Origin of the sequence: Acinetobacter sp. AOR14_HL, from assembly GCF_027855175.1 — a bacterium.
Taxonomy (GTDB): Bacteria; Pseudomonadota; Gammaproteobacteria; order Pseudomonadales; family Moraxellaceae; genus Acinetobacter; species Acinetobacter calcoaceticus.
The window spans coordinates 102,991-127,991 of record NZ_JAKTII010000002.1 but is presented as its reverse complement, the minus strand read 5'-3'; the positions used below and the strand labels follow the sequence as shown (position 1 = coordinate 127,991).

The window sequence follows — 25,001 nt, the reverse complement described above, 5'->3', positions numbered from 1 at the left end:
AGAATTTCTATGAATATTGTACAAGACAAAAATATGCTTCCTGATGGCGAATGGATTGATGTGTGTGCACTAGATGATTTAACCCCAAACACTGGCGCAGGCGCGTTAGTAGGTGATCAAGCAGTTGCAATCTTCAGAGTTGGACATGAAAAACGCGTTTATGTGTTAAGCAATAAAGATCCGTTTAGCCAAGCAAATGTCATGAGCCGCGGCATTATTGGTGATTTACAAGGCGAGCGTGTGATCGCATCACCAATTTATAAACAACACTTTAGTTTGGCTACTGGTCGCTGTTTAGAAGATAAAGACCAGAAACTTTCAGTTTATCCAAGCAAAATTGTTGATGGTCGTGTTTTGATCAACCCCGTGCCACAAAAAACTTATATTACCAATACAGGTGTGTCTCAAGACAAACTTAAACTGGTACTGATTGGTAATGGCTTAGCAGGTATGCGTTGCCTAGAAGATTTACTCGACATGGCGCCAGATCGTTATGAAGTCACGGTGATTGGTGAAGAACCTTGGGGTAACTACAACCGTATTATGTTATCTCCGGTTTTATCGGGTGAAAAAACCATTGAAGACATTATGCTGCACCCGCCAAAGTGGTATAGCGACAAAGGCATCAAATTTATTGCAGGCGACAAAGCTGTAAAAATTGATCGCCCACGTAAAGTGGTTTACACCGAAAAGGAACAAACAGTTGATTATGACCGTTTGATCTTGGCAACCGGTTCTGCGCCATTTATTCCTCCAGTTCAAGGTGTCGATTTAAAAGGTGTTTTAACCTTCCGTGATATTTATGACGTTAACACCATGATTGAGTACTGCGGTTCAAAAACCAATGCAGTAGTGATTGGTGGTGGCTTACTTGGTTTGGAAGCAGCTTACGGTTTAAAGCAACGCGGTATGAATGTGACCGTATTGCATTTAATGGACCGCATTATGGAGCGTCAACTCGACGGCCGTGCGAGTCAGTTACTACGTCATAGCATTGAACAAAAAGGTATTAACATTATTACCGAAGCCAATACAGAAGCATTGGTGGGTGATGAAAATGGTCATGTAAAACAGATTCGACTAAAAGACGGTACTGTTTTAGATGCAGACCTTGTGGTCTTTGCAGTTGGTATCCGACCAAATATTAGCTTGGCACAAAGTGCAGGTTTACGCTGTAACCGTGGCGTATTGGTGAATGACACTATGCAAACCTTTGACCCAAGTATTTATGCTGTGGGGGAGTGTATTGAACACCGTGGGCAAACATTTGGTCTGGTTGAGCCATTATGGGGCCAAGCTTTTATCTGTGCGACGCACTTGGCTGAGCATGGTAGTTTGACCTTTAAGGCACCGACTGTACCGACCCAGTTAAAAGTCAGTGGTGTCGATGTATTCTCTGCGGGCAATTTTGAACCGAAAGATGATTATGAAGATATTATCCTGAACGATGAAAAACGCCAGATTTACAAACGCATTATCATTCAAAGCGATCGGGTAATTGGTGCAGTATTGTTTGGTGATACTGAAGATGGCATGTGGTATGCAGAGTTAATTGCAGATCAAACCCCTGTTTCTTCATTCAGAAATAAACTGTTATTTGGTCGAGATTTTGCATTAAAAAATGCAGGCTAAATAGGGAAAGGAGCAGTTATGAACAGTATTCCAAGCGTTGAAATCGATAGCTCCGATCATGTGGCAAAAACAACTAAAACAACATGTCCATATTGTGGTGTTGGTTGCGGTGTCAGTGTACACGTTCAACAAAAACCTCAAGGGCCTGTGGTTCAAGTTGAGGGGGATGCAGAGCATCCTTCCAACTTTGGACGCTTATGCATTAAAGGTAGCCGTCTTGCGGATACTTTGGGATTAGAAACACGTGTTTTACAGCCAATGATGGGACGTAAGTCTCATCGGACTGTAACTACATGGGACGATGCAATCGATAAGATTGCCGATAAGTTTCAGTCGTGTATCGATCAATATGGTCGTGACAGCATCGCTTTTTATGTTTCAGGACAATTGCTTACTGAAGACTATTATGTCGTTAACAAATTTGTAAAAGGTTACTTAGGTACAGCCAACATCGATACTAACTCACGTCTTTGTATGTCATCAGCGGTGGCTGGACACAAACGTAGCTTTGGTGAAGATCTTGTACCAGCAAGCTATGAAGATTTTGAACACGCAGACATGGTGGTATTGGTGGGTTCCAATACTGCATGGTGTCATCCGGTACTTTATCAACGGATTATGCAGGCAAAGAGCCAAAATCCAGATATGTTTGTGGTGGTGATTGACCCACGCTTTACCAGTACCTGTGAACAAGCCGATTTACATTTGCCGATTTTACCGGGCCAAGATGTCGCCTTGTTTAATGGTTTATTTCAATACTTATATCAAAATGGTCATGCCGATCAGGCGTTTGTAGATACCTATACCGAAGGCCTACGAGAAGTTTTGGCGAGCAGTCAGCCAGAAACTGATATGGAGTATGTGGCAAAGCGGACAGGAATTGCACTAGATAAGTTACAGCAGTTCTTTGAGAAATTCGCTCAGACAGAAAAAGTGGTAACCCTATTTTCAATGGGTGTGAATCAATCCACTCAGGGTGTAAATAAAGCCAATAGTATTATTAACTGTCATTTACTCACTGGAAAAATTGGCAAACTGGGTGCAGCACCGTTTTCAATGACAGGGCAACCCAATGCGATGGGTGGCCGAGAAGTAGGTGGCTTGGCAAATATGCTAGCAGCTCACATGGACTTAGATAACCCACTGCATCAAAAAGTCGTGCAAACCTTTTGGGATAGCCCATTCATTGCTAATCAAGCGGGTTTAAAAGCAGTTGATTTGTTCCGTGCTGTTGAATCAGGAAAAATTAAAGCAATCTGGATTATGGCAACTAATCCAGTTGTGAGTTTGCCAGATGCAGACCAAGTCAAACGTGCATTAGAAAAATGCGAGCTGGTCGTGGTGTCAGATATTTGTGCAGATACAGATACGACAGCATATGCTGATATTTTACTTCCTGCTTTAGGTTGGGGAGAAAAAGACGGTACTGTAACTAACTCTGAACGCCGTATCTCTCGTCAGCGTGCTTTCCTGCCTGCTCCAGGTAAAGCAAAAGCAGACTGGTGGTCAGTGAGCCAAGTTGCGAAAAAATTACGCTTTAATGGTTTTGACTTTGCGGGCCCTAGTGACATCTTTAATGAGCATGCGGCACTATCTGCACAAGATAATGTAGATATAGATGCGCGTGAAGAAAGTAGTATTTTTCGTTATTTCAACCTTAAAGGTTTGATGAACTTAAATGCTGCTGAGTACGATGCTCTGCAACCTCTACAATGGCCAGTGTGGGATAAAACCCAAGATGCTAAAGCCGTTCAGCAACTGTTTGGCAAGGGCCAATTTAGCTATAAAAATGCGAAGGCAAAACTAATACCAACGGTCGCAATTGATCCGGTTCATGCAGTTTCAGAAGACTATCCCCTCATTTTGAACACTGGCCGTATTCGTGATCAGTGGCATACTATGACCCGTACGGGTTTGTCAGCAAACTTAACTAGTCACCGCGCAGAACCGTTCTGTGAGATTCATCCGAGCGATGCGCTAAAGTTTGGTGTACGTGATCAAGGTTTGGTTGAAGTTCGTTCAAAGTGGGGCAGTTGTGTATTGCGTGTGACATTCTCATCAGGTGTACGTCGTGGGCAAATTTTTGCACCGATTCACTGGACTGAACAAGTTGCCTCCGACGCTCGTATTGGTAAAGTCGTTAACCCAGAAGTTGATGCAATTTCTGGTGAACCTGAGTTTAAACATACGCCTGTCACCATTCAGCCGTTCTATACCACTTGGCAAGGCGTACTCTATGTTCGTGAAGGATATGATTCGCATATCCAACAATCGCTACATCACTGTGCATGGTGGACTAAGGTCAAAATGGTTAAAACCAACCGTTATGAGCTTGCAGACCGCCAAACTTTTCATGATACTCAAAAGAACCTGAAAAATTTCTTGCCATTTGCCGATGAAACTTTTGAATGGTTAAGTATTGAAGATATCTCTTCACAACTGAGCCATAGCGTTATTTTGAAAGATGGCATCGTAATTGCAAGCTTATATATTGCACCGCCAGATTTATTGCCAGACCGTGATTGGGTGGCTAGTCTGTTTAAACGCGAACGTTTAAGTGCCTTGCACCGAAAAGCGTTACTGGCTGGCATGCCAATGTCGGCTACTAATAATGATGGGCCTTTAGTGTGTAGTTGTTTTAAAGTAGGTAAGAATAAAATTATTGAAGCGATAAAAACACAAAACATTACCCATGAAAAACAGGTTACTGCTTGTTTAAAAGCCGGTGGAAACTGTGGTTCATGTTTACCTGAAATCCGTGGCTTGATTAAAGCTTGCCAACAGGAGGTGGAAGTGTGAATAAGGGATATCCCGTAACTGATCTGGTCATTCTGGCGGGTGGACAAGCCCGCCGTATGAACGGTTTAAATAAGCTGTTGCAGCAATTTGATGGTGAACCCCAACTTCTTAAAATTCATCAGAAATTAAAATCATCGGTATCTGAACTTTGGGTGAATAGTCATCGCGACTACTCCATCTATCAAAGTATTGTGCCAGATATTAAATATTTTCAAGATGATGCTTCAGGCTTTTTAGGCCCATTGATGGGTATGAAAAGCGCATGGTCAAATGTAGAAGCAGACTATGTTTTGTTTATTCCTTGTGATGTGACCTATATACCAACGCAAGTCGTTGCGAAATTGCATAGTGCACTTCGGAAAAACAAACAAGCGCAAGCAGCTTATGTGTCAATTAATGGAGATGCCTTATACCCATTTTGCTTGTTAAAGCGTGAAAGCCTAATCACGATAACAGAGCAAATTGAAAAACAACGCTTAAGTTTGAAAGAGTGCTTTAAGCTTTTACATGCACAAGTCGCCATATTTCAAAAACAAAATTTATTTTTTCATAGCATCAATTCTCTAGATGAGCTTCAGCAATACAAACAAATCACCGCATTTAAAGAAATTTTTACAGCAAATTAACGATGTATTTGAATAGCTTTTAACCTTACATTGGTCGTGCAAAAAACGTTTTTAATCTTTGTGCCGTTGACTATTTATTATATAAGTTCTATTTTGGAACTTGTTATTTTAGTTCTATCCATATGCATAAAAATAAAGGGAGTCAATCGAAATGGTAGAAGCGCTAAAGGAAAACAAAACGGATGTTACCGCATGTATTTTGTGTTCAAGAAATTGCGGGTTAAGTGTCGAAATTAAAGATAATCAATTTGTCAAAATTAAAGGTAATCCTGAGCATCCATTTTCACAAGGCTACATTTGTCAAAAAGCCGCAAGATTACAGCATTATCAGCAGCATGCGGACCGTTTGACTACGCCGTTAAAACGTCAACCAGATGGTTCATTTCAAGAAATTAGTTGGGATAATGCTATACACGAAATTGCTAATCGATTAGTCCAGATTAGAGATAATTTTGGCGGGACCGCTTTTGCTTCTGTAGGAGGGGGCGGTCAAGGTAATCATCTTGGTGCAGCTTACGGGCGTCAACTTTTGCTAGCCATGAAAAGTTATTATGCTTACAACTCTCTTGCCCAAGAAAAAACGGGTGATTTTTGGCTGAATGGACGTTTATTTGGAAGTCAGGCCTGCCATACGACAGAAGATGTTGAATACGCAGATTATGTTCTTTTTATTGGTACAAATCCGTTTCAGGCACATGGGATTCCAAATGCACGAGACACGCTAAAGCATATTAAAAAAGAGCCCAATCGTACCATGGTGGTATTTGATCCGCGCGTTACCGAAACGGCAAAACAAGCAGATATTCATGTGCAGTTAAAACCTGGAACAGATGCTTTTTTAATGTCGGCCATGATTGCCATTATTATTAAAGAACAACTTTATGATGTGAAGTTCATTGAACAGCATACACAAGGGTTTGAAGAGGTAAAAACAACTTTTAGCCGCGTCCCGATTGAAGAATATATTGCAAAAGCTGATGTACCAGTCGATTTGATTTATCAAGTGGTTCGAGATTTTGCGAAGGCTAAAAGAGGTTGTGTGCGCATCGATTTAGGTATTCAGCATACTTTAAATACGACATTAAACGGATATTTAGAAAAACTACTGTATTTATTGACTGGAAACTTTGGAAAACAAGGCACAAATAATTTACACACCATGTTTATTCCAATTTTAAGTGATACCGATGAAAGAAAATCGAAATATCGACGTAGTGTTTACCATAAAATGTTTCCGATCTCAGGTTTTTTCCCACCCAATATTTTGCCCGATGAAATATTAAAAGCAGGCGAAAAACGAATTCGCGCAGTTTTTGTTGATAGCTGTAATCCTTTATTAACCTATCCTGATACACCTGCATACGAAAAAGCATTTAAAGCATTAGATTTGTTGGTTGTGGTCGATGTTGCCATGACGGAAACAGCTAGGTTTGCAGATTATATTTTGCCGGCACATAATCAGTTTGAAAAATGGGAATTTACTGGGTTTAATCTTGAGTTTCCTAAAAACGGTTTTCACCTGAGACATCCGGTATTCACTGCCCAGGGCAATACGTTACCCGAAGCAGAAATTTATACACGATTACTTGAAGCCATGAAGGTCATTCCTAAAAGCTTTCCAGTGTTAGAAAAAATAGCCGCGGTCGACTCGAAAAAAACAGCCTATTTACCTTATCTGTCGGCTTTAGGTTTAACTTTTGCTCGACATAAAAAATACATTCCTTTTGCAGCTTCAATTCTCTATCGGACGTTAGGTAAACATTTAGAAAATTCGGCGGCGTCAACGGCATTTTTATTACCACTGTCTATTCAATATTCGGTTTTACATGCGAAAGCTGTGCGCCGTGCAGGTTACAAAGGTAATCCTTTAACGTTAGGTGTTCGTCTGTTTGAGCAAATTTTAAATCAGCGTTCAGGTGTAGTGTTATCACAACATGAATATGAAGAAGTTTGGAAGCTCGTTGCATATAAAGACAAAAAAATACGTCTGGCTATTCCTGAAATGTTAAGTGAGTTAGCAAATTTAAAAAATCATCAATTTAGTATTGAAGAGTTTCCTTTCATACTTTTGTCGGGGGAGCGCCGTAGTTATAACGCTAATCAGATTTACCGTGACCCTGCATGGCGAAAAGTAGATGCAGAAGGAGCTTTGCGAATTCATCCTGAAGACGCAACAAACTTGAATGTAGCAGTAGGAGATCAACTCAAATGTATCTCACAACACGGAGAAATTCAGGTAACCGTAGATTTTGATGAGGGTATGCGAAAAGGTGTTGTGTCACTTCCACATGGCTATGGCATGCGTTTTCAAGGTGGAGAGCCAATAGGGCCACAATTAAATCTTCTGGTGTCTGGTGAACATTGTGATCCTTTATCTAAAACGCCATACCATAAATATGTACCCATCCGTCTAGAAAAATGCTAGAAATAATGTAGGGCATATAAGAGATTGAAGTCGCACTAAATTTATACAGTTATAAAATTACAGTTGAAATGGTGCGGCAAAAGATCTATTAAAAAGCTAAAAAGTTATGGATGATAAATAGAATTGGAACAAATTTTGCTTAAACAGCAGAGCACTATAGAAGAGCAAATTTCTATTTTAATTGCTCAGAAAAAGTGCCAGCAATATTTGAACTGTTCTCGATATGAGTGCAAATGATGAAACAATATCACTCTGAAAATACGCCTTTGGTTCTTCAAGACCAATATGGCCGTATAAAGCGAAAGCTACGTATTTCCGTAACTGATCGCTGTAATTTTAAGTGTGTATATTGCATGCCTGAACATCCTGAATGGTTGAATAAGCAAGATCTGCTTGGTTTTGAGGCACTGTTTCAATTTTGTCATTTTATGGTGCAACATGGTGTTGAAAGTATCCGCATTACAGGCGGCGAACCATTAATGCGTCAAGGCATTGTGCATTTTGTTCGTGAGTTACAAGCTTTGAAAGAGTTAGGCCTAAAACGTATTTCAATGACTACAAATGGGCATTACCTTGCAAAATACGCTAGGCAGTTAAAAGATGCGGGATTAGATGACCTAAATATTAGTTTAGACAGTCTTGATGCTATTCAGTTTAAAGAGCTAACCAAGAAAAAATTAGAACCCGTTCTCGAGGGTATTCAGGCTGCTAAGGATGTAGGATTATCATTCAAAATTAACTGCGTACTAATGAAAAATAAAAACGACGATCAGATCTTACCGATGGTTCAATGGTCAATCGCCAATCATATTCCTTTACGTTTTATTGAGTTTATGCCGCTTGATGGCGATGCGCTTTGGTCAAGTAAAGATGTAGTGAGTGAGGCTGAAATTTTACAAGCTTTGCAACCACATTATTCAGTAGAGGTTGTCGAACAACAGCATGAGCCAGCACGCCAATATTTGATCAATAATAGTTACTCTCTTGGGATTATTTCCACAATCACTCATTCATTTTGCCATCAATGCGACCGTATACGGTTAACTGCACAAGGCGAACTCTACAACTGTTTATTTGCCCCGCAAGGTCTAAATATTAAACCGCAGCTTCAATCATTATTACGTGCACGTACTACAGCTGATCATGCAATGTATATTCAACAGTTAACAGATATGGTTATGCCGTATATTTGGCACAAAGCTAAAGGCTTTCATGCCTTACAACATCAACAAACCCGTAAAATCAGTATGCATATGCTTGGGGGATAAATGCAGCAATCTATCCAAATTAAAATCGAAGCGTTTGGCGCAATTGAAAAATTGCTTCCTCAAAACCTTTCGTTGGTTTTTCCCAATCATATTTTGGTTAAAGATGTATTAGATGAAATTGTTTCATTACATCCAGAATCTACACAAGCCATGGAAAAATGTGCATGTGCGATTGGCGATAATGTCATAACGAGACAATCTGCTTTAAGTGAGCCATGTACATTGGTTTTATTGTCACCAGTTGCAGGAGGGTGAGTCATGCGAGATTTTGCACGTATACAAGAGCAGGCTTTAAGTTTAGATACTTTTGATCCTATCCAATCATTTCCTGAATGTGGTGGAATCGATATTTTTATAGGTACGGTTCGTAATCACCATGAGGGTAAAGCTGTTAAAGCGTTGAAATATACGTCATATAAGCCACTTTCTGAAAAAATGATACGTGAAATTGAACTGGAAATTGAGAAAAAGTATCAGGTATCTTATGTGCGGGTCGTTCATCGGATTGGTCATCTGGATGTAGGTGAGACAGCCATTATTGCGATTGCTTATGCAGCCCATCGCCGTGAAGCTTTTCAAGCATGTGAGGAAGCGGTTGAGCGAGTGAAACATGAAGTGCCAGTTTTTAAAGAAGAGTTCTTTACAGACGGTACAAGTCATTATGTAGAAGGTTGTTGTATTCGCAAAGATGCGGCACAAGAACACAAGCATCACCACCATCATGCCGGCCATGAACACCAACACTGAAATATGCACAACTAGGATAAATAATGAAAAACGTAGGAATGAAGCCGGAAAGTTATCGTATTGCTGAAGCACAAGCGATTTTATATGCGCCTCCACATTGTATTGAGTTATTAAGACAAGGGAACACCGAAAAAGGCGATGCATTAAAAACCGCACGTGTGGCAGGAATCTTGGCAGCCAAACGAACTGATGAGCTGATTCCTTTGTGTCATCCACTACCGATTTATCGTGCAGATGTTGAATATGAACTAGAACATGATTTTGTAAAGATTATTACCGTGGTCGAAACGATTGGCCCTACTGGGGTAGAAATGGAAGCCCTCACGGCTGCAAGCCTTGCAGGTTTAACCATTTACGACATGTTGAAACCGCATTGTGAGCCAGAAGAACTCTGGATGGATCAATGTAAACTGCTTAAGAAAAAGGGCGGAAAATCGCACTTTAAACGTGTTCTTCGTCAACCCGTTTCGGCAGCAGTCATTGTGTTATCCGACACTGTTGCAGCCGGTAGAAAACCCGATACAGCCGGAAAGTCTGTGGTAGAAACTTTAACTGAAGCAGGATTCGATCCGATTCATTATCAAATTTTGCCTGATGAGGCGGATACTTTAAAAAACTTAGTGCTTGAGCTGAGTAAGTCATATGCTTGCATTATGACGGTCGGTGGAACGGGAATTGGTAAGCGTGACATTACGGTCGATACGCTAGAGCCACTTCTTGAGCGTAAGCTAGACGGCTTAATGGAAGCTGCACGATCCTTTGGACAAAAACGCACACCTTATGCTGCAATGTCTCGTGGGGTAGCAGGTTTTATTGATCGCTCATTGGTGGTGACTTTACCGGGAAGCCGCGGTGGAGCAAGTGAATCAATGGCAGCTATTTTACCAGCCCTCGTTCATATTTTTGATGTGTGCCGTGATTTACCGCATCCGGGAGGATATGAGTAATGTCAGGTTGTGGTACAGAGCGTGGATTAATTAGTGTAGATGAAGCACTTGAGTTGATTGTTAAGCAGCCAAAAAAGTTGGGTTCGATTAACCAAGTTCTTCAAAACAGTCTAAGCAGATATCTCGCTAAAGAAATTTATTCAGAAATTAATCTTCCAAGCTTTTCTCAAAGTGCTGTAGATGGTTATGCACTTTGTAGCCATGCGGAAGATTTAAATAATCAAAAATTTCAGGTTACGGGCGAGATTCGAGCGGGAAGTGAGAGCCATGACACCCTTCATGAAGGTCAGGCTATTCGTATATTCACAGGCGGTAAAATTCCAGAAGGAACAACACATGTTGCTCGGCAGGAAATTATATCAGTTCTTTCGACCCAAGAAATTTGCTTAACTGAGCATATACGTCCCCAAGCTGATATTCGATTTACAGGTGAAGAAGTCCAGAAAGAACAATTGCTGGCACAAACTGGACAGTTTCTTAATATTGGAAGCTTAGCTGCCTTAAGTATGGCAGGTGTGCAAACGGTTGAAGTTTATCGTGCACCGAAAGTCGCTGTTTTGGTGACTGGTGATGAAGTTGCAGAAACGGCAGAAGATCTTGTCGACGGCAAAATCTTTGATGCAAATGGACCATTATTAAAAGCTTGGTTTGAAGATTATGGCTTGGATGTTGAACTGATTCATGTGGCAGATGAGGCAGAGCAAGTCACGCATTACTTTAATCAGTTAAAAGACAGCCATGATGTCATTATAACCACAGGTGGTGTATCTGTAGGTGATTATGACTTTGTACGACCATGTGCTTTTGAGGTTGGTTTTGAACAAATCTTTTGGAAAGTAAAACAGAAACCTGGGAAACCGCTATTCTTTGCTGAATATTCAAACCTAGAAACAGATCATTGTTGTTATTTGCTCGGTTTGCCGGGTAATCCCGCTGCGGTCTATGTGTCTATGCAGGTGTATGGTAAGGCATTACTAGATACCCTACAGGGAAATCAAACAGGGCCGGAGTGGTTTAGTGCGATTTTAGATCATGACTTAAAAGAAGATGCACGTGAACGTTTTTTACGAATGTATGCTTATTTTGAAAATGGACAGCTTAAAATAAAAAGTCTGGCAAAACAGCAATCACATATGCTGAGTAATTTAATGCAGGCCAATTGTCTGGTTCGTATTCCGGCAGGTGTAAAACTGGAAGCAGGCAATATATTAAAGGGCGTATTTATTTCAAATTAATTATAAAAGATGGTAAATATGACTCATTATGAAAAATGAGTGGGTTATATTTATTTAGCAATTTTTAATAATAACTTTCTCTTTTTTCATAATGAAAATTTTTTTATAAAGTGGATAAGAAGTTATTTTTATAATGAATCTTGCATAAATCGTAGTAAGTGGTTTAGGGTATAAACAATAGGGCCGTTGGGCTAGGAAATATCGAGGAACGCATAAAGATGAAATGGGATGACATCGGTGATCAACCTTGTTCGGTTGCTCGTATGCTATCAGTGATTGGCGATCGATGGACGATGCTAATATTACGTAATGCTTTTATGGGAATACGACGTTTTGACGATTTTCAAAAATCATTAGGCGTAACTCGTCATGTCCTTTCAGATCGTTTAAAACGTTTGGTTGAATATGAAATATTAGCCAAAGCTCCTTATTTTGATCGTCAAGAACGCTTTGAATACAAACTTACGGATAAGGGCTTTGAACTTTATCCAATTATTTTGTCTATGGCGAATTGGGCAGATAAATGGATGGACCAAGGCTTAGGCAAGCCACTAGAATATCGTCATAAAACTTGTGGACATAAGTTTGAACCAGTCATGGTATGTTCGGTTTGCCATGAACCTTTACATGCAAAACAAGTGCAAGTTTCAGCTGGGCCAGGTTATTTTGCATATATTGAACAAAAACAGAAACAAGCTTAATTTTTCTCTCTATAAATTATGAAGACTCTTGTTGAATAGCATCAGCTAGAGTCTTATAAATGTGGTCATGATTTGACTGTGTTACATTAAAACGTATGAATTGACCAGCATTAGGAGCTTGGCTAAAAGCATTGCCTGGCGCAAGAATAACATTATGATTAATACAATATTTCGCAATTTTTGAAGCTTCAATACCCTGTGGCAAATGGCACCAAACAAAAATTCCCGCTTGAGGCTTAATCCATGGCTTTATACCCAGAGGTTCAAGTTTTGTAATGGTATCGTGCATTGCTTTTGCTAAACGAACTTTTAATAGTTCTATATGTTTACGATAAGAGCCATCTGTTAAAGCGGTAAGCAAAACTTCAGCAGAAACACCATTGTGAGAAAAACTGGTGGCAATTTTTAGGTCGGTGAGCTGATCCATCCATTCAGGTTTGGCAATAATATAACCACAGCGAATAGACGCTGATAATGTTTTAGAAAAGCTTCCAATAAAGATGACGCGTGAAAGATTATCTAAAGCCGCGAGCCTAGGTGCTGGTGTATATTCAAAATCTGAGAAAATATCGTCTTCAACTACTATTAAGTTAGATTGCTCAATCAATTTTAAGAGTTGGTGCGCAGTAGAAAGAGAAAGCGTTGCTCCAGTTGGATTGTGAATTCCTGAGTTGGTGATATAAAGACGTGGGTTATAAGTATCAATTGCTTCTTTAAATGCTTCTAAGTCTGGACCTGTTGGTGTGTACGGGATACCAATGACCTTGACTTGATGAACTTTAAGCAATGCATGAAAGTTAAAATAACAAGGATCATCAATCAGAACGACGTCATCGGGCTTTAGTAAAAACCGGAAAACTAAATCGATCGATTGAGTACCAGAATCTGTTAAAAGTACTTGATTCAGATTTGCATCTATTCCTTTTGATTGTGCACGTCTTGCTAATAAATCCCGCAAAGGTGGTAATCCTAACGGGGTTGAATAACCCATTAAACAAGCGTCTGAACTCCTTGCAGCCATCCTTAAAGCTTTACGAATACTGTCTAGTGGCATCCATTCATCGGGTAGCCAACCGCAGCCGGGCTTAAAAACATCTGCTTTCGCTTCTAAAGACTGACGCGAAATCCATAATGGATCAACTGAACGATCTAATTTAGGGCCTAACTCACTTAAAGCTAAGGGTGCGAGCGGACCAACAATATAAAAACCAGATCCAGTTCTTGATTCGATTTTGCCTAAAGCAATTAATCTTTCATACGCTTCTACAACAGTTGATACTGAAAAGCCAAGATCATTTGCTAATTTACGAACAGAAGGTAAGCGTGCTCCGGGCATTAAAGATCGATTTTTTATTTGTTGCTCAATCTCTGAAATGACAATTTCAATTTTTGTTTTGCTCTGGTTCACGGGCTGGCAATCTCAACTGTACTGGTTGTGAGTACATAACAGTTCTTTTAAATTGTACTGCTTTGTATCTGGTTTAATCACCTTAGCACAGCTTAAATTCTTCGTATAGTGACGGAGAAAATTATGAATAGGTTTATGAATGGCTGGGTAAATGGTTTTATTGGCGTGGCTATTTTTGCAGGGTCACTACCCGCAACACGTGTAGCTGTAATGGGGTTTGAACCGGGCTTTCTAACCGCAGCACGTGCGGCAATTGCTGGTATTTTAGGACTTATTCTTATATTGGTTTTAAAACAAAAGAAACCAGCCAAACAAGATTGGTGGCCTCTTGCCATTGTTGCTATAGGGGTGGTGATTGGTTTTCCGTTATTTACCGCCCTCGCTTTGCAATATATGAATGCAGCTCACTCAATTGTCTTTGTTAGTCTTTTGCCACTTGCAACTGCAATATTTGCTGTACTGAGAGGTGGAGAAAAGCCGAATCAATTTTTCTGGATATTTGCAGTCTTGGGGAGTGCGGTTGTTTTCGCTTATATGTTTTTTATTTCTGGTGATACATCACTTGGAATAGGGGACTTTTATATGTTGATGGCGATTATTTTCTGTGGCTTTGGCTACGCAGAAGGCGGTGTACTTTCAAGAAAAATAGGCGGGTGGCAGGTCATTTGTTGGGCGCTCATTTTATCATTACCCTTCATGCTGTTTCTTACTATTTTTTATATGCCTACTTCTTTCCAGAATATATCGGCATCAGCTCTAGTCGGTCTCGTTTATGTGTCTTTGTTTAGCATGCTTATTGGTTTCTTTTTTTGGTATAAAGGACTCGCACAAGGTGGAATTGCTGCGATTAGTCAATTACAACTCTTACAACCTTTAATGGGTCTAGCCATTGCGGCAGCCTTATTGCATGAACATGTGAGCTGGTCGATGTTGGTGGTTACAGCAGCGACCCTTTTATGCGTCGCTGCTGCTAAAAAGTTTGCTTAGCTTTATAAACAATTTGCTGGTTTAGGAACACCTGCCAAACGACTTAAATGGCGGGCAACTAAACCAGTATTAAATTGTTGCTGTAAAACGGCATTGTTAATATCTGGACTTACGGTTTTCATTAAAAATTTAATCAGTGGACGAGTTGCTGGAGAGTGACCAAACTGTTGATAAAACTGACGCACAGCAGCTAAAACTTCGAAATGCCAATCGGTTAGTTCAAGATCAAGTGACTTGGCAAGCTCTTGTGCAACTTCAGGATTCCAAATTGTATAATCAACCAAATGACCATCTTGGTCTAATTCTAAATTCATGAAACTAGCCTAAATCTATTATTTAAGAGAAATACAGCGATTAAAAGTTAAAACTAAATCTGCAAATTGATCATAGTCCAATACATTCATCTGAGCTAAAGTATCTGTATCGAGTAAATCTTTTTCGATGCTTAAGCATGAAACAGATTTAAACTGTTGAATAATTTGAGTTGAAAGCCGCGCAACAGAGTCACCCATAAAAATAATTTGGTCACCTACCTGATAAAGATGACCTAATTCATCAATAACATTCGGTGTATTGTGATAAGTAGATTGCACGAGATAAAGTGTTGATGGATTCATTAAATTTACACCTTCATCTACCAATATAAGACATGGTCAAAAGACTGAATGAACTCATTATTTAACTGAATGAATTCGAGCTCTTGTTCTGTTTGCTGAACAAAAGGATTTTGTTGATTTTTGCTTTCGATAAGAATGGGGCTTAAATCATAAAATTCAAAGCTTTCGACCATATTTGATGCTACTTTGAAGGTATGATGAAACTGGTTAAAGCTCAGGTCATTTTGCAAGAGACTAAGAGCAGCATCTTTCAATAATACTTTGACTGGCGAGCCAAAGGTTGCTAAAACCATAGTAGCGGAAAGGCTTTCATTGATTTGAAGACTAGTTAAGTTGGCTTGGCTTAAAATGACGAGTACAGATTTCACACAATATACCTTTTAAAAGCAACAATCTAAGCAAACAAAGTAACTTAAAATTGAATAAGACGAGATGCTGACTGTACCGCATCAGCAAGTTCACCTAACCCGACGAGTTGAAAGTCTTTGGCAAGGTTGTAATGAGTAAGGTGATGGCGACTGGCATTTTCTGCATCGGTAATACCACGAGCGAGGGCAGCACTCACACATACAGGAAGTCGAATCGAAAGCTTTTGCCATTCATGCGTTAAATTACGCTGGTCGTCAGGAACCCATTGAAAATCATTAGCAACCTGCACACCGTCTTGGTAAAAGAATACACGAAAGTCTTCATTTTTACTTTTGAGTGCCTGGGCAAGTCCTAACGCATGCCAAGCATGAATGGAAGTAGGAGCAGAGGTAATTAGTAGTAATGTACTCATTAAGAATTCACTATGGTCATACGTCTAAATGGGCGTAGATGCATTAAGAGAAAGGTAAGTATACAATGATTTTAGTGACAGGTGGTTTAGGCTTTATCGGTTCACACATTGCTTTGAGTCTAATGGCCCAAGGGCAAGAAGTGGTAATTGTCGATAATTTGGCTAATTCGACCTTGCAAACGCTGGAACGGCTAGAGTTTATTTCTGGTATGTACGTTCCATTTGTTAAACTTGATGTACGTAATACACCAGCATTGAATAAGGTCTTCGAGCAATATTCAATTGATGCAGTTATTCATACTGCTGGGTTTAAATCAATTGAAGAATCTAATCTTAAACCTCTTGAATATTATAATGATAATGTAAGTTGCATCATGAGTTTACTGCGTGCCATGCAACGCACAGGTGTTCGTCACTTTATTCAGCTGTCAAGCCTTGCAGCTTATGGAAAATCTGGTTTGCAATTAAGCGAAACAGAAGAATTTAATTACACTTATCCTAATCCTTATATTAAGTCTCAACAGATGATTGAAGAAATTATCCGTGATACTTATAAAATTGATCATGAGTGGAAAATTGCGATTTTGCGCTTATCTAATATTGTAGGTGCATTTGAACATGGGGTACTCGGAGAGTATGTCGCACAGCTACCTAAAAATATTGTACCGCTTGCGATGCAAGTTGCAGCAATGCAACGCGATTTGATTGAATTACAAGATCAAGCTGAAACATCAGACCATACGACTGAGCGCAGTTTTCTACACGTTTTAGATGTGTGTGAAGCTGTAACTGCAAGCTTACATTGGCTACGTGATCAAACACATTGTTGTGAGGCATTCAATATTGCCCATGACCAAGTTCACTCTATTCGTCAATTACTAGATGAAATTTCACAGGTAACTCAAGCTGAAATTGCGACTCAACCTGCGATTTATAAACATGTTGAGTTAGGGCAGGTTGGGGCAGACATAACGAAAGCAAAAACATTATTGCAATGGACACCTAAACGCTCGTTAAAACAAATGATTGAAGATGAATGGCGTTTTTATCAAAATACATTAAATGGAAGATAAGATAATGATTCTTATTTACAATAATGGAATGCTTGAGTACGATATTAAAAATTAATTAGCCAGAGCAAATACTTGCTTCAGCCCGTAAGTTCTTTAACCAGACAACTGAGGTTTCTATGCAAACACGAATTGAACATGACACTATGGGTGAGATTGAAGTTCCAAATGAAGCATTGTGGGGAGCACAGACTCAACGCAGCTTACAGAACTTTAAAATCGGGCAAGAACGATTACCACGTGCCATGATTCGAGCAATGGGGCTAGTAAAAAAGGCTGCTGCGATAACCAATGCTGAACTTGAACAGTTACCGCAAGATTTGAGCCAATATATTGTGGGCGCGGCTGAAGAAGTAATTGATGGTAAATGGGATTCCCAGTTTCCTTTAGTTGTATGGCAGACTGGTTCTGGTACGCAAAGTAACATGAACTGCAATGAAGTGATTGCAAATATTGCAAACCAAAAATTAGGTCAAGTGTTAGGTGCCCAAAAACCTGTACATCCAAATGACCATGTCAATCGTGCTCAATCAACGAACGACTCATTTCCAACGGCAATCCATGTTGCTGCAAGTTTGCAAATTAATGAATTACTCATTCCAGCTGTAGAGCAGCTTAAAGCGACTTTGCAAAAGAAATCTGATGAGTTTCAATCTATTGTTAAAATTGGTCGTACCCATTTACAAGACGCAACGCCATTAACATTAGGTCAAGAATTCAGTGGCTATGTCTCTCAGCTTGAGCATGGATTAGTTCGTTTGCAACAGGCATTAACAGGCTTATATGAATTACCATTAGGTGGTACTGCGGTAGGTACAGGGCTAAATGCACATCCTGACTATGCAGTGAAAGCAGCGGATCAGCTTGCTTTACTTACGGGCTTACCATTTGTGACTGCTCCAAACAAATTTGAAGCACTTGCAGGACGTGATGCTGCTGTTTTTGCTTCTGGTGCATTAAAAACGCTTGCAGTCAGTTTAAATAAAATTGCGAACGATATTCGCTGGTTGGCCAGTGGTCCACGTTGTGGTTTCGGTGAAATCCGTATTCCTGAAAATGAACCTGGTTCAAGTATTATGCCAGGCAAAGTAAACCCAACACAAAGTGAAGCAATGACCATGGTTGTTGCTCAAGTGCTTGGAAATGATACGACCATTAATGTGGCAGGCGCTTCAGGTAACTTTGAATTAAACGTATTTATGCCAGTGATTGCTTACAACTTATTGCAGTCTATTCAGTTGCTTGGCGATGTTTGTAATAGTTTTAATGATCACTGTGCGGTGGGAATTGAGCCTAATCAGGATAAAATTGATCACTTCTTACATAACTCTCTCATGTTGGTCACTGCTTTAAATCCAGTGATTGGTTATGAAAATTCTGCAAAAGTTGCCAAGACCGCTTATAAAGAAAATAAAACTTTAAAGCAGGTTGCTGTTGAGCTTGGTTTAGTTACGGCAGAGCAATTTGATGAAGTGGTTAAACCTGAAAAAATGGTTTCACCAAATAGTAAATAATCTCTTCTGATGGGCTTTTTTATTGTCAAATACTTCTGTAATATCCGCGAGTTGCTAAGTACAACAAAAGTCCTGAATGATCAGCGCAAAAAATCATAAGGGGAAGGCCTGCTTGAAAAAGTGGGCTTTTTTTATACCTTGAAATACTAATGTCATATCTAGACTTTAATTTTGCTACGTTATTTTATTCTAAGCTCCAATAAATGAAAAAGACTAAATCAATAGTTGTTTTAGCAATAACAGCTTGTACCTTGTCCGGTTGTCTACAAATGTTTCCACCTACTGTAGCTGAGGTGAATCCTGGTGTTTACCAACTTCATGCTCAAAGTAATGCATTTGGTTCAAGAGAAGCTTTGAGGTCAAAGTTAATCGGGAAAGCAGAGGAAATATGTAAAGATAAAGGTTTTGATGAGTTGGATAGCAATAACAAAATCGTAAATCATCATAGTGTCTATAATTCAGCACTGCTAATTCCAGTAAATACCAAAGCAGCCGTTTTAAAAGTTAAGTGTAAAGATTAATTTAAATACAAGTTAGCCCATCGGAGAGTTAGTTCTCTCAGACATATAACGGTATAAGAAACCCGACTAAGTATCGACTAATGGCGGGGTTTTTTATTGTTAAGTATTTCTGTAATATTTATATATTAGTTTGGCGCTGAACGATTAGTGCTAGAAATCAAAAGAAGGGCGGATCTTTTTTCACTAGCTTCATTTCTGCTTGAGAAGAGGAAGCGAGCTTTTTTATTATTTAAGAAAAAACATAATTTTTTAGATGGAATTTAAATAGTGATGTACACAATTAGATATGTTCATCGGAACAATACTTACTATATTGCTTCGAATATCGAAGGGAATTTTATTATTCTTGAGTCAATTGATTCAGAATTCCGTATGGGCCATCAAATTTCTTATGATGGTGAGAAGGTATTTAACCTTACTTTGAATGATGAAACTGATGCAATCATTAAACTACAGAGTGATGAAAAAACAGCATATGAATACTTACTGTCGGTTAAATAAATTAGCTTTTTAGTATGAGATATTTCTGTAAGAACTAATTAAGAGTAAAAAGTACTTCACAGAGTAAAAAAATTAAAAAGCTTTGTTTCTTTTGAAAAAGCTATGGTATGGTTAATCACGCTTTAATTAAGGCAGTTAAAACAAATGAACTGTTTATTGAATAAAATTACTACCACCACCACGACCTTTAAGGAAGGCTGTGTGTGATTTTTTTATTAAAGTGACTTAATAAGATAACCAAACCCAGCCAATAATGGCTGGGTTAATTTTTCTCTGTTCATTATTGGTTTTACAGAGAAAGATTATGAAAAAACTCAGTAGTAACTCAAAATCGGCTTTACTCGTCATTGATATGCAAAATGGCTTATTTAACGGGGACCCTAAGCCACATAATGTCAAACTTGTACTTTCAAATATTCTTAGCCTTATTGAATATTGCTGGTTGAATGATAGACCAATTATCTTTATTCGGCATGTCGGTGAGAAAGGTACACCATTAGATCCAAACGGCCCGAACACTCAACTAATTACAGACTTATCTTTTAATCCACATAAAGATACAGTCATTGAAAAAATGTACCCTAGCAGCTTTAAAAATACTGTTTTAAAAGAAGTATTAGAGAAACTTGATATTGATGAAATCATAGTTACTGGAATGAAAACTGAATATTGTATTGATACTACTGTTAGGGCTGCTTCAGATTATGGATATAAAGTGACACTAATTTCAGATGCACATACAACAACTGATTCGGCAGCTTTAAATGCTCCGCAAATCATTGATCATCATAATCAAGTTTTAAGAAATGCTTTTGCTCAGTTAAAAACTACAGCAGAGTTTATTTCTTAAATTTAATTTAGACATAAAATGAACAATTTTATTCAAAAAGTCTTATTAGCTGTGTATCTATTACGGCACAAGAAACCCTGCTAAAGACAAGTTATTGGTAGGATTTATAGCGATGGCAAGAATTGAGCCTGCATCAACAAAGAGCTCTTTTCGGAGGGCTTTTTGTCAAGAGGGTGTAAGTTTCACTAACTAATGGCGAATTAGCGTTGAATAAGCTGTCATAATTGTTAAAATGCGCACCTTGTCCTGTTTTTATATTGTTTTTGTTTTGCATCTAATTTGCAGAATTGATGATAAAGTAATTAAAAACAGAAGCTTAGCTAAGGATATTTTGAATGCTCTCTATTTATTTAACAGATACCGAACAACATGTGCAATTTAATGATTATCCCGGTGATCAGCCTGTTAAGTTTCTGTTAAATCTTAAAAAGATTTTCCCAAGTACAGGTGACCTGTTATTGCCAGTTTTACCTGATGATAACGATCTAGAAAATGTAACATGGGAATCAACTTCAGAAGATTTTGATGTCTTTAAAAAGCTATTGGCTGGATGGGGTGTTATTGAACTTCGTTTAAATGCAATTACGGCTTATAAAGATAAAAATTTTGCGAATGAGTTAGTGAAACAAGCTCAAGCGAAACGCAAAAAAACTGCCCAAAAAAATCATGAACTCTCTTTGGTTGCACTTGATTATATTTTTATGCACGAAGTTCACGCATTGATTGATGCAGAGTTGGTCACTATTGGTGAGAAATTTTATTTACCAACCTTGCGTGAGCAATGGAAGGGTACAGTTTCAGACCCAGTGCTCAACGGAAAACTCTAATTAAACACAAAAGGTGAATTCATAAAGATTCACCTTTTTTATTTTTATAATTAAATTAATGATTTATAACTTGATAATTATCGGTACAAAAGTTTACAAGAAAAGAATGCGTTTTTTTTAAAGTGGCAGATACATTGCTTATATAAATACAAAATTATTGCGGGAGAGAGGTTCGAAAGAACCCGCCGAAGGAGCAACAAGCCCGGAAACTCTCAGGCAGAAGGACTGTAATAATTAAAAAATCTGGAGAGAAGCTTAGATTTATAAGAAGTGAAAATAATAACTTATAAATTATAAACTCACCGAAGGGGAAGATCTAAACGTTAAAAGGTAACGTTGGGGTCGAAACTCTCAGGTACCAATGACAGATGGGCTGTACTGATGAAATGTTTTGCATTTCTGAGGAGTCTGTTATGCCACATGTTATTGTGATAGGTGCGGGAATCACAGGGGTTACCTCTGCCTATGAATTATCGCAACTGGGTTATCAAGTCACAGTGATTGATCGACATCTATATCCTGCAATGGAAACATCTTTTGCCAATGGAGGGCAATTATCGGCTTGTAATGCCGAAGTATGGAACCAAAAAGCCACTGTAGTTAAAGGCTTTAAGTGGATGAGACAAAAAGATGCGCCGCTATTACTGAATCCTTCATTTAGTTTGCATAAGTATAGTTGGCTGGTTGAGTTCTTATCCCATATTAAAAACTATGAAGCTAATACGATCGAGACGGTTCGATTGGCATTACTCGCCCGTAAGCGCTTGTTTGAAGTTGCAGAAAAAGAGCAACTTCAGTTTGATTTGGAGAAACGTGGCATTCTTCATATGTATCATAGTAAGGCCGATTACGAGATCGCTAAACAAGTCAATGATGTTTTGAATAAAGGTAAATTGGAACGCTATTCAGTTTCACCTGATGAAATGAAAACGATAGAGCCATCGTTAACGGGTGAATATTTTGGTGGTTATTACACGCCAAGTGATGCAACGGGGGATATTCATAAATATTCAACCTCTTTGGCTGAAAAGACTAAACAATACGGTGTTGAGTATAAATTTGGTTTGGAAGTCACAGATATTAAGTGTCATTCAGACAAAGTGATCGTAAGTTGTCAGCCAAGTACAGAGCACCCTTATCTTGTTGAATCCGATAGCATCCAGATCGAAGGTGATGTGCTTGTAGTTTGTGGTGGTGTAGGGAGTTATCAACTCGCCGATATGATTGGTGAGCGAGTAAATGTTTATCCCGTAAAAGGTTATTCAATTACCGTGCAATTAAAAGATGAGCAAAGTGTAAAGAATGCACCGTGGGTAAGTTTACTAGATGAAAGTGCTAAAATCGTGACTTCTCGTTTAGGTAAAGATCGGTTGCGCGTGGCAGGGACTGCTGAATTTAACGGTTACAACCGCGACATACGGGCTGATCGTATTCAACCTTTAGTAAATTGGGTAAACCGTAATTTCGATATTTCAACTGAGCATGTCGTACCTTGGGCTGGACTAAGACCGATGATGCCTAATATGCTGCCTGTGGTGAAGCAGTCTAAACAACCGCGTATTTTCTATAATACCGGACATGGGCACTTAGGTTGGACTTTGTCTGCGGCGACAGCAGTTTTAGTGGGTCAGGATATTGCTCAAAAATATCCGGTCTAGAAAGTAAAAAGCCAGTGTTTAAACACTGGCTTTTATTTTAAGTATTAAATTAATCATATAATCGGTAGATTCCGCTAAATCGCTCACAGCCTTTTTGTTGGGTTTTCACATTAAGTAAAGCTTTTTGAAAATTAAACTGATATTTACAGTTGTGCTCATTGTCCAAAATTTCACTTTTTTGTTCAGGTGAACTATAGGCCATTAGGGAAATCGTTTGAGTTTCTTTACGGTTATTTGGATTGCGGTATGCGATTCCTTCAATCTTGATTTTATCCTTTGCAAGCTGGTGGACTTGAATATGAACAGGTTGTGCAGCTATACGTCCATTTTCAAACTTAAGATAATGTTGGGTAAGCGTTTGCTTAAGTGATGCATAAAAATTTAAGTCATCAGTACGTAAATCAAACTGTTGCTGAATGCATGTATTACTCTTGCATTGCTGAGTATGTTTAGACCATAACTTTTGTGTATCCTGTAAAAGCTGTAAGGGGGCATCAGTAACTAAATATGCGGAAAGATATTTATTATCGAGTTGTTTCTTCGATTCACTAAATGTTTTTGAGCAGATTTTAAGCTCAGTTCCAGAGTTGGAGCAGTCTATTGATTCTGCAAAGACAAGAGATGAACATAAACAACTCAGTGTCACGGCAAAACTTAATCTTTTCAATTGATTCATATCAGTATTAGACAGCATGATCGCTTATACTTTCAGTCTACTTTGCTAGGTGTACTATAGCGAAACAGAAAGGCTGAATACAAGATTTCTTAAGTTTTTATGGAAGGTAATAGTTATATGGTTGCTCAAATTCGAATTGGACAAGGAATGGATGTACATGCCTTTGAAGCGGGGGACTTCGTTACATTGGCTGGCATTCAAATTCCACATACGCATGGCTTGAAAGCACACTCTGATGGCGATGTGGTTCTTCATGCTCTGTGTGATGCTTTGTTAGGTGCTCTGGCACTCGGAGATATTGGACAACACTTTCCTGACACTGACCCAGAATACAAAGGCGCAGATAGTCGAGTATTGTTAAAGCATGTTTACCAACTCATATTGGATCGCGGTTATCAGTTAAATAATGCTGACATTACGGTGGCTTGTGAGCGTCCCAAATTAGCTAAGCATAATTTGGAAATGCGTCAAAGTATTGCTAATGTTTTAAATGTAGATGTTAATCAAATTAGTATTAAAGCGACGACAACCGAAAAACTTGGGTTTACCGGTCGTCAAGAAGGTATTTTAGCTACAGCAACTGTTCTAGTCTCTCATCACACTAAGTGATCGACCTGTTGCAAAGACTGTTGAAGCTCTAGAGTTGCCTTACGGCCTTGTAGCTGTAAGGTAATGCTATGAATAAGCCCTGTCCAGGTTTCATTAGGTTCCCAAATTTCATGGAGTAAATCTTGAGAAGTAGGCATGTCCATATTCATATAAAACTGTCTATAGACATACATGAGGCAACTAGAGCGATCGTTTTTAGTACAGTGAATCCAGACAATTTCATTCTGGACTAAATGATCAATGAGATCGAGTACCAATAAACATTGCTCGGCAGATGGAGTCTCCCAATCAATTGGAATATGGATATAATTTAAACCGAGGTCTAAACAAATACGATCTTCATTTTCAATATGATTTGGTGCGTTACTTAAAGCGAGATTAATGACTGTACTGCAACCATATTCTTTAATCAGTTTCAGTTGTTCGATTGAGGGTTGAGCTGAACTAAATAAGTGCTCATGAATAACAGAAAAAGTAGGGATTTGAGCTAATGATTGTTCAAGAGTGGTCATGATCGTACTCAGCAAGAGTGAGTTTGGCTTATTGTGTTCAATGTTATACACGATTATATATGAGAGATAAAATACGGCTTGCTTATATAT

The 25,001-nt window shown here is 38.8% G+C and carries 26 protein-coding genes and 1 riboswitch; of the genes, 19 read left to right on the top strand and 7 right to left on the bottom strand.

Annotated features, from left to right (window positions below; genetic code table 11):
- The first annotated feature begins 9 nt into the window (after positions 1-9).
- The 10 genes from nirD (at position 10) to MKL38_RS00760 (ending at position 12,380) form a co-directional block, all read left to right on the top strand.
- Positions 10-1,632 carry a nitrite reductase small subunit NirD gene (nirD, locus tag MKL38_RS00805; protein ID WP_005046594.1) on the top strand — a complete coding sequence of 541 codons (1,623 nt, stop codon included), beginning with the start codon at positions 10-12 and terminating at the stop codon, positions 1,630-1,632.
- An 18-nt stretch (positions 1,633-1,650) separates the two neighbouring features.
- A complete protein-coding gene (locus MKL38_RS00800) occupies positions 1,651-4,431 on the top strand; it encodes a nitrate reductase (protein ID WP_270902220.1) in 2,781 nt (926 codons plus the stop codon).
- Complete coding sequence (mobA, locus tag MKL38_RS00795) at positions 4,428-5,057, top strand: molybdenum cofactor guanylyltransferase (RefSeq protein ID WP_005039948.1); 630 nt, start codon at positions 4,428-4,430, stop codon at positions 5,055-5,057. Before MKL38_RS00800 ends, mobA begins: the two co-directional genes overlap by 4 nt.
- A gap of 151 nt (positions 5,058-5,208) precedes the next feature.
- The gene (locus MKL38_RS00790; RefSeq protein WP_270902219.1) at positions 5,209-7,482 is read left to right on the top strand and encodes a molybdopterin-dependent oxidoreductase; all 2,274 of its coding nucleotides are present in this window, start codon (positions 5,209-5,211) and stop codon (positions 7,480-7,482) included.
- A 227-nt stretch (positions 7,483-7,709) separates the two neighbouring features.
- Positions 7,710-8,750, top strand: coding sequence for a GTP 3',8-cyclase MoaA (gene moaA, locus MKL38_RS00785; protein WP_270902218.1), 1,041 nt, complete (start codon positions 7,710-7,712; stop codon positions 8,748-8,750).
- Entirely contained in the window at positions 8,751-9,005 is a 255-nt protein-coding gene (locus tag MKL38_RS00780) for a MoaD/ThiS family protein (protein WP_270902217.1), read from the top strand. It begins immediately after the preceding gene.
- Positions 9,006-9,008: 3 nt separating this feature from the next.
- The gene (locus tag MKL38_RS00775; RefSeq protein WP_270902216.1) at positions 9,009-9,497 is read left to right on the top strand and encodes a molybdenum cofactor biosynthesis protein MoaE; all 489 of its coding nucleotides are present in this window, start codon (positions 9,009-9,011) and stop codon (positions 9,495-9,497) included.
- Between the two features lie 23 nt (positions 9,498-9,520).
- Positions 9,521-10,444 carry a bifunctional molybdenum cofactor biosynthesis protein MoaC/MoaB gene (gene moaCB, locus MKL38_RS00770; protein WP_270902215.1) on the top strand — a complete coding sequence of 308 codons (924 nt, stop codon included), beginning with the start codon at positions 9,521-9,523 and terminating at the stop codon, positions 10,442-10,444.
- Complete coding sequence (locus MKL38_RS00765; RefSeq protein WP_270902214.1) at positions 10,444-11,679, top strand: molybdopterin molybdotransferase MoeA; 1,236 nt, start codon at positions 10,444-10,446, stop codon at positions 11,677-11,679. Before moaCB ends, MKL38_RS00765 begins: the two co-directional genes overlap by 1 nt.
- A gap of 218 nt (positions 11,680-11,897) precedes the next feature.
- The gene (locus MKL38_RS00760) at positions 11,898-12,380 is read left to right on the top strand and encodes a winged helix-turn-helix transcriptional regulator (RefSeq protein ID WP_004643133.1); all 483 of its coding nucleotides are present in this window, start codon (positions 11,898-11,900) and stop codon (positions 12,378-12,380) included.
- 16 nt (positions 12,381-12,396) lie between these two features.
- Here MKL38_RS00760 and MKL38_RS00755 read toward each other — a convergent pair whose 3' ends face one another.
- Complete coding sequence (locus tag MKL38_RS00755) at positions 12,397-13,788, bottom strand: aminotransferase-like domain-containing protein (protein WP_270902213.1); 1,392 nt, start codon at positions 13,786-13,788, stop codon at positions 12,397-12,399.
- A 123-nt stretch (positions 13,789-13,911) separates the two neighbouring features.
- On the opposite strand from MKL38_RS00755, the gene MKL38_RS00750 reads away from it, so the two are divergent.
- Positions 13,912-14,775, top strand: a complete 864-nt coding sequence (locus tag MKL38_RS00750) for a DMT family transporter (RefSeq protein ID WP_270902212.1) — start codon at positions 13,912-13,914, stop codon at positions 14,773-14,775.
- A 2-nt stretch (positions 14,776-14,777) separates the two neighbouring features.
- On the opposite strand, the gene MKL38_RS00745 is transcribed toward MKL38_RS00750, so the two are convergent.
- From MKL38_RS00745 to tusD, 4 genes are read right to left on the bottom strand one after another with little or no spacing between them, the layout of a single operon-like run.
- Complete coding sequence (locus tag MKL38_RS00745) at positions 14,778-15,089, bottom strand: TusE/DsrC/DsvC family sulfur relay protein (RefSeq protein WP_003652222.1); 312 nt, start codon at positions 15,087-15,089, stop codon at positions 14,778-14,780.
- Between the two features lie 18 nt (positions 15,090-15,107).
- The gene (locus tag MKL38_RS00740; RefSeq protein WP_270902211.1) at positions 15,108-15,392 is read right to left on the bottom strand and encodes a DsrH like protein; all 285 of its coding nucleotides are present in this window, start codon (positions 15,390-15,392) and stop codon (positions 15,108-15,110) included.
- 17 nt (positions 15,393-15,409) lie between these two features.
- Positions 15,410-15,760, bottom strand: a complete 351-nt coding sequence (locus tag MKL38_RS00735; protein ID WP_003652218.1) for a hypothetical protein — start codon at positions 15,758-15,760, stop codon at positions 15,410-15,412.
- Between the two features lie 44 nt (positions 15,761-15,804).
- Positions 15,805-16,173, bottom strand: a complete 369-nt coding sequence (gene tusD / locus MKL38_RS00730; RefSeq protein ID WP_003652216.1) for a sulfurtransferase complex subunit TusD — start codon at positions 16,171-16,173, stop codon at positions 15,805-15,807.
- 65 nt (positions 16,174-16,238) lie between these two features.
- Between tusD and MKL38_RS00725 the strand changes: the two genes are divergently transcribed.
- From MKL38_RS00725 to MKL38_RS00695, 7 genes are all read left to right on the top strand, one after another.
- Positions 16,239-17,246: an NAD-dependent epimerase/dehydratase family protein gene (locus MKL38_RS00725; RefSeq protein ID WP_045431017.1), complete on the top strand. Its 1,008-nt coding sequence runs from the start codon at positions 16,239-16,241 to the stop codon at positions 17,244-17,246.
- Positions 17,247-17,362: 116 nt separating this feature from the next.
- Complete coding sequence (gene fumC, locus MKL38_RS00720; RefSeq protein WP_270902210.1) at positions 17,363-18,757, top strand: class II fumarate hydratase; 1,395 nt, start codon at positions 17,363-17,365, stop codon at positions 18,755-18,757.
- 203 nt (positions 18,758-18,960) lie between these two features.
- A complete protein-coding gene (locus MKL38_RS00715) occupies positions 18,961-19,278 on the top strand; it encodes a hypothetical protein (protein ID WP_270902209.1) in 318 nt (105 codons plus the stop codon).
- A 270-nt stretch (positions 19,279-19,548) separates the two neighbouring features.
- On the top strand, positions 19,549-19,779 hold the full coding sequence (locus tag MKL38_RS00710) for a hypothetical protein (RefSeq protein WP_270902208.1): 231 nt from the start codon (positions 19,549-19,551) through the stop codon (positions 19,777-19,779).
- Between the two features lie 304 nt (positions 19,780-20,083).
- Positions 20,084-20,629 (top strand): cysteine hydrolase family protein, encoded by a 546-nt coding sequence (locus MKL38_RS00705; protein WP_270902207.1) that lies wholly within the window; start codon positions 20,084-20,086, stop codon positions 20,627-20,629.
- Between the two features lie 335 nt (positions 20,630-20,964).
- A complete protein-coding gene (locus MKL38_RS00700; protein WP_003652204.1) occupies positions 20,965-21,456 on the top strand; it encodes a hypothetical protein in 492 nt (163 codons plus the stop codon).
- Positions 21,457-21,606: 150 nt separating this feature from the next.
- A riboswitch (glycine riboswitch) is annotated at positions 21,607-21,694 on the top strand.
- Between the two features lie 175 nt (positions 21,695-21,869).
- Positions 21,870-23,114 carry a D-amino acid dehydrogenase gene (locus MKL38_RS00695; RefSeq protein WP_270902206.1) on the top strand — a complete coding sequence of 415 codons (1,245 nt, stop codon included), beginning with the start codon at positions 21,870-21,872 and terminating at the stop codon, positions 23,112-23,114.
- A gap of 49 nt (positions 23,115-23,163) precedes the next feature.
- Here MKL38_RS00695 and MKL38_RS00690 read toward each other — a convergent pair whose 3' ends face one another.
- Positions 23,164-23,808, bottom strand: coding sequence for an A1S_1983 family putative colistin resistance protein (locus tag MKL38_RS00690; RefSeq protein ID WP_270902205.1), 645 nt, complete (start codon positions 23,806-23,808; stop codon positions 23,164-23,166).
- Between the two features lie 99 nt (positions 23,809-23,907).
- Here MKL38_RS00690 and ispF point away from each other — a divergent pair, with 99 nt between their 5' ends.
- Complete coding sequence (ispF, locus tag MKL38_RS00685; RefSeq protein WP_004643119.1) at positions 23,908-24,399, top strand: 2-C-methyl-D-erythritol 2,4-cyclodiphosphate synthase; 492 nt, start codon at positions 23,908-23,910, stop codon at positions 24,397-24,399.
- Here the strand turns inward: ispF and MKL38_RS00680 are convergent.
- Positions 24,387-24,911 carry a protein tyrosine phosphatase family protein gene (locus tag MKL38_RS00680; RefSeq protein WP_004643117.1) on the bottom strand — a complete coding sequence of 175 codons (525 nt, stop codon included), beginning with the start codon at positions 24,909-24,911 and terminating at the stop codon, positions 24,387-24,389. The two genes, ispF and MKL38_RS00680, sit on opposite strands and share 13 nt — an antisense overlap.
- Between the last annotated feature and the right edge of the window lie 90 nt (positions 24,912-25,001).

Excerpts from the sequence above, each read along its gene's own strand:
- nirD (WP_005046594.1), top strand. The coding sequence starts at position 10 with ATGAATATTGTACAAGACAAAAATATGCTTCCTGATGGCGAATGGATT.
- MKL38_RS00800 (WP_270902220.1), top strand. The coding sequence starts at position 1,651 with ATGAACAGTATTCCAAGCGTTGAAATCGATAGCTCCGATCATGTGGCA.
- MKL38_RS00790 (WP_270902219.1), top strand. The coding sequence starts at position 5,209 with ATGGTAGAAGCGCTAAAGGAAAACAAAACGGATGTTACCGCATGTATT.
- MKL38_RS00780 (WP_270902217.1), top strand. The coding sequence starts at position 8,751 with ATGCAGCAATCTATCCAAATTAAAATCGAAGCGTTTGGCGCAATTGAA.
- MKL38_RS00775 (WP_270902216.1), top strand. The coding sequence starts at position 9,009 with ATGCGAGATTTTGCACGTATACAAGAGCAGGCTTTAAGTTTAGATACT.
- moaCB (WP_270902215.1), top strand. The coding sequence starts at position 9,521 with ATGAAAAACGTAGGAATGAAGCCGGAAAGTTATCGTATTGCTGAAGCA.
- MKL38_RS00765 (WP_270902214.1), top strand. The coding sequence starts at position 10,444 with ATGTCAGGTTGTGGTACAGAGCGTGGATTAATTAGTGTAGATGAAGCA.
- MKL38_RS00760 (WP_004643133.1), top strand. The coding sequence starts at position 11,898 with ATGAAATGGGATGACATCGGTGATCAACCTTGTTCGGTTGCTCGTATG.
- MKL38_RS00750 (WP_270902212.1), top strand. The coding sequence starts at position 13,912 with ATGAATAGGTTTATGAATGGCTGGGTAAATGGTTTTATTGGCGTGGCT.
- MKL38_RS00745 (WP_003652222.1), bottom strand. The coding sequence starts at position 15,089 with ATGAATTTAGAATTAGACCAAGATGGTCATTTGGTTGATTATACAATT.
- MKL38_RS00740 (WP_270902211.1), bottom strand. The coding sequence starts at position 15,392 with ATGAATCCATCAACACTTTATCTCGTGCAATCTACTTATCACAATACA.
- tusD (WP_003652216.1), bottom strand. The coding sequence starts at position 16,173 with ATGAGTACATTACTACTAATTACCTCTGCTCCTACTTCCATTCATGCT.
- MKL38_RS00725 (WP_045431017.1), top strand. The coding sequence starts at position 16,239 with ATGATTTTAGTGACAGGTGGTTTAGGCTTTATCGGTTCACACATTGCT.
- fumC (WP_270902210.1), top strand. The coding sequence starts at position 17,363 with ATGCAAACACGAATTGAACATGACACTATGGGTGAGATTGAAGTTCCA.
- MKL38_RS00715 (WP_270902209.1), top strand. The coding sequence starts at position 18,961 with ATGAAAAAGACTAAATCAATAGTTGTTTTAGCAATAACAGCTTGTACC.
- MKL38_RS00710 (WP_270902208.1), top strand. The coding sequence starts at position 19,549 with ATGTACACAATTAGATATGTTCATCGGAACAATACTTACTATATTGCT.
- MKL38_RS00705 (WP_270902207.1), top strand. The coding sequence starts at position 20,084 with ATGAAAAAACTCAGTAGTAACTCAAAATCGGCTTTACTCGTCATTGAT.
- MKL38_RS00700 (WP_003652204.1), top strand. The coding sequence starts at position 20,965 with ATGCTCTCTATTTATTTAACAGATACCGAACAACATGTGCAATTTAAT.
- MKL38_RS00695 (WP_270902206.1), top strand. The coding sequence starts at position 21,870 with ATGCCACATGTTATTGTGATAGGTGCGGGAATCACAGGGGTTACCTCT.
- MKL38_RS00690 (WP_270902205.1), bottom strand. The coding sequence starts at position 23,808 with ATGCTGTCTAATACTGATATGAATCAATTGAAAAGATTAAGTTTTGCC.
- ispF (WP_004643119.1), top strand. The coding sequence starts at position 23,908 with ATGGTTGCTCAAATTCGAATTGGACAAGGAATGGATGTACATGCCTTT.
- MKL38_RS00680 (WP_004643117.1), bottom strand. The coding sequence starts at position 24,911 with ATGACCACTCTTGAACAATCATTAGCTCAAATCCCTACTTTTTCTGTT.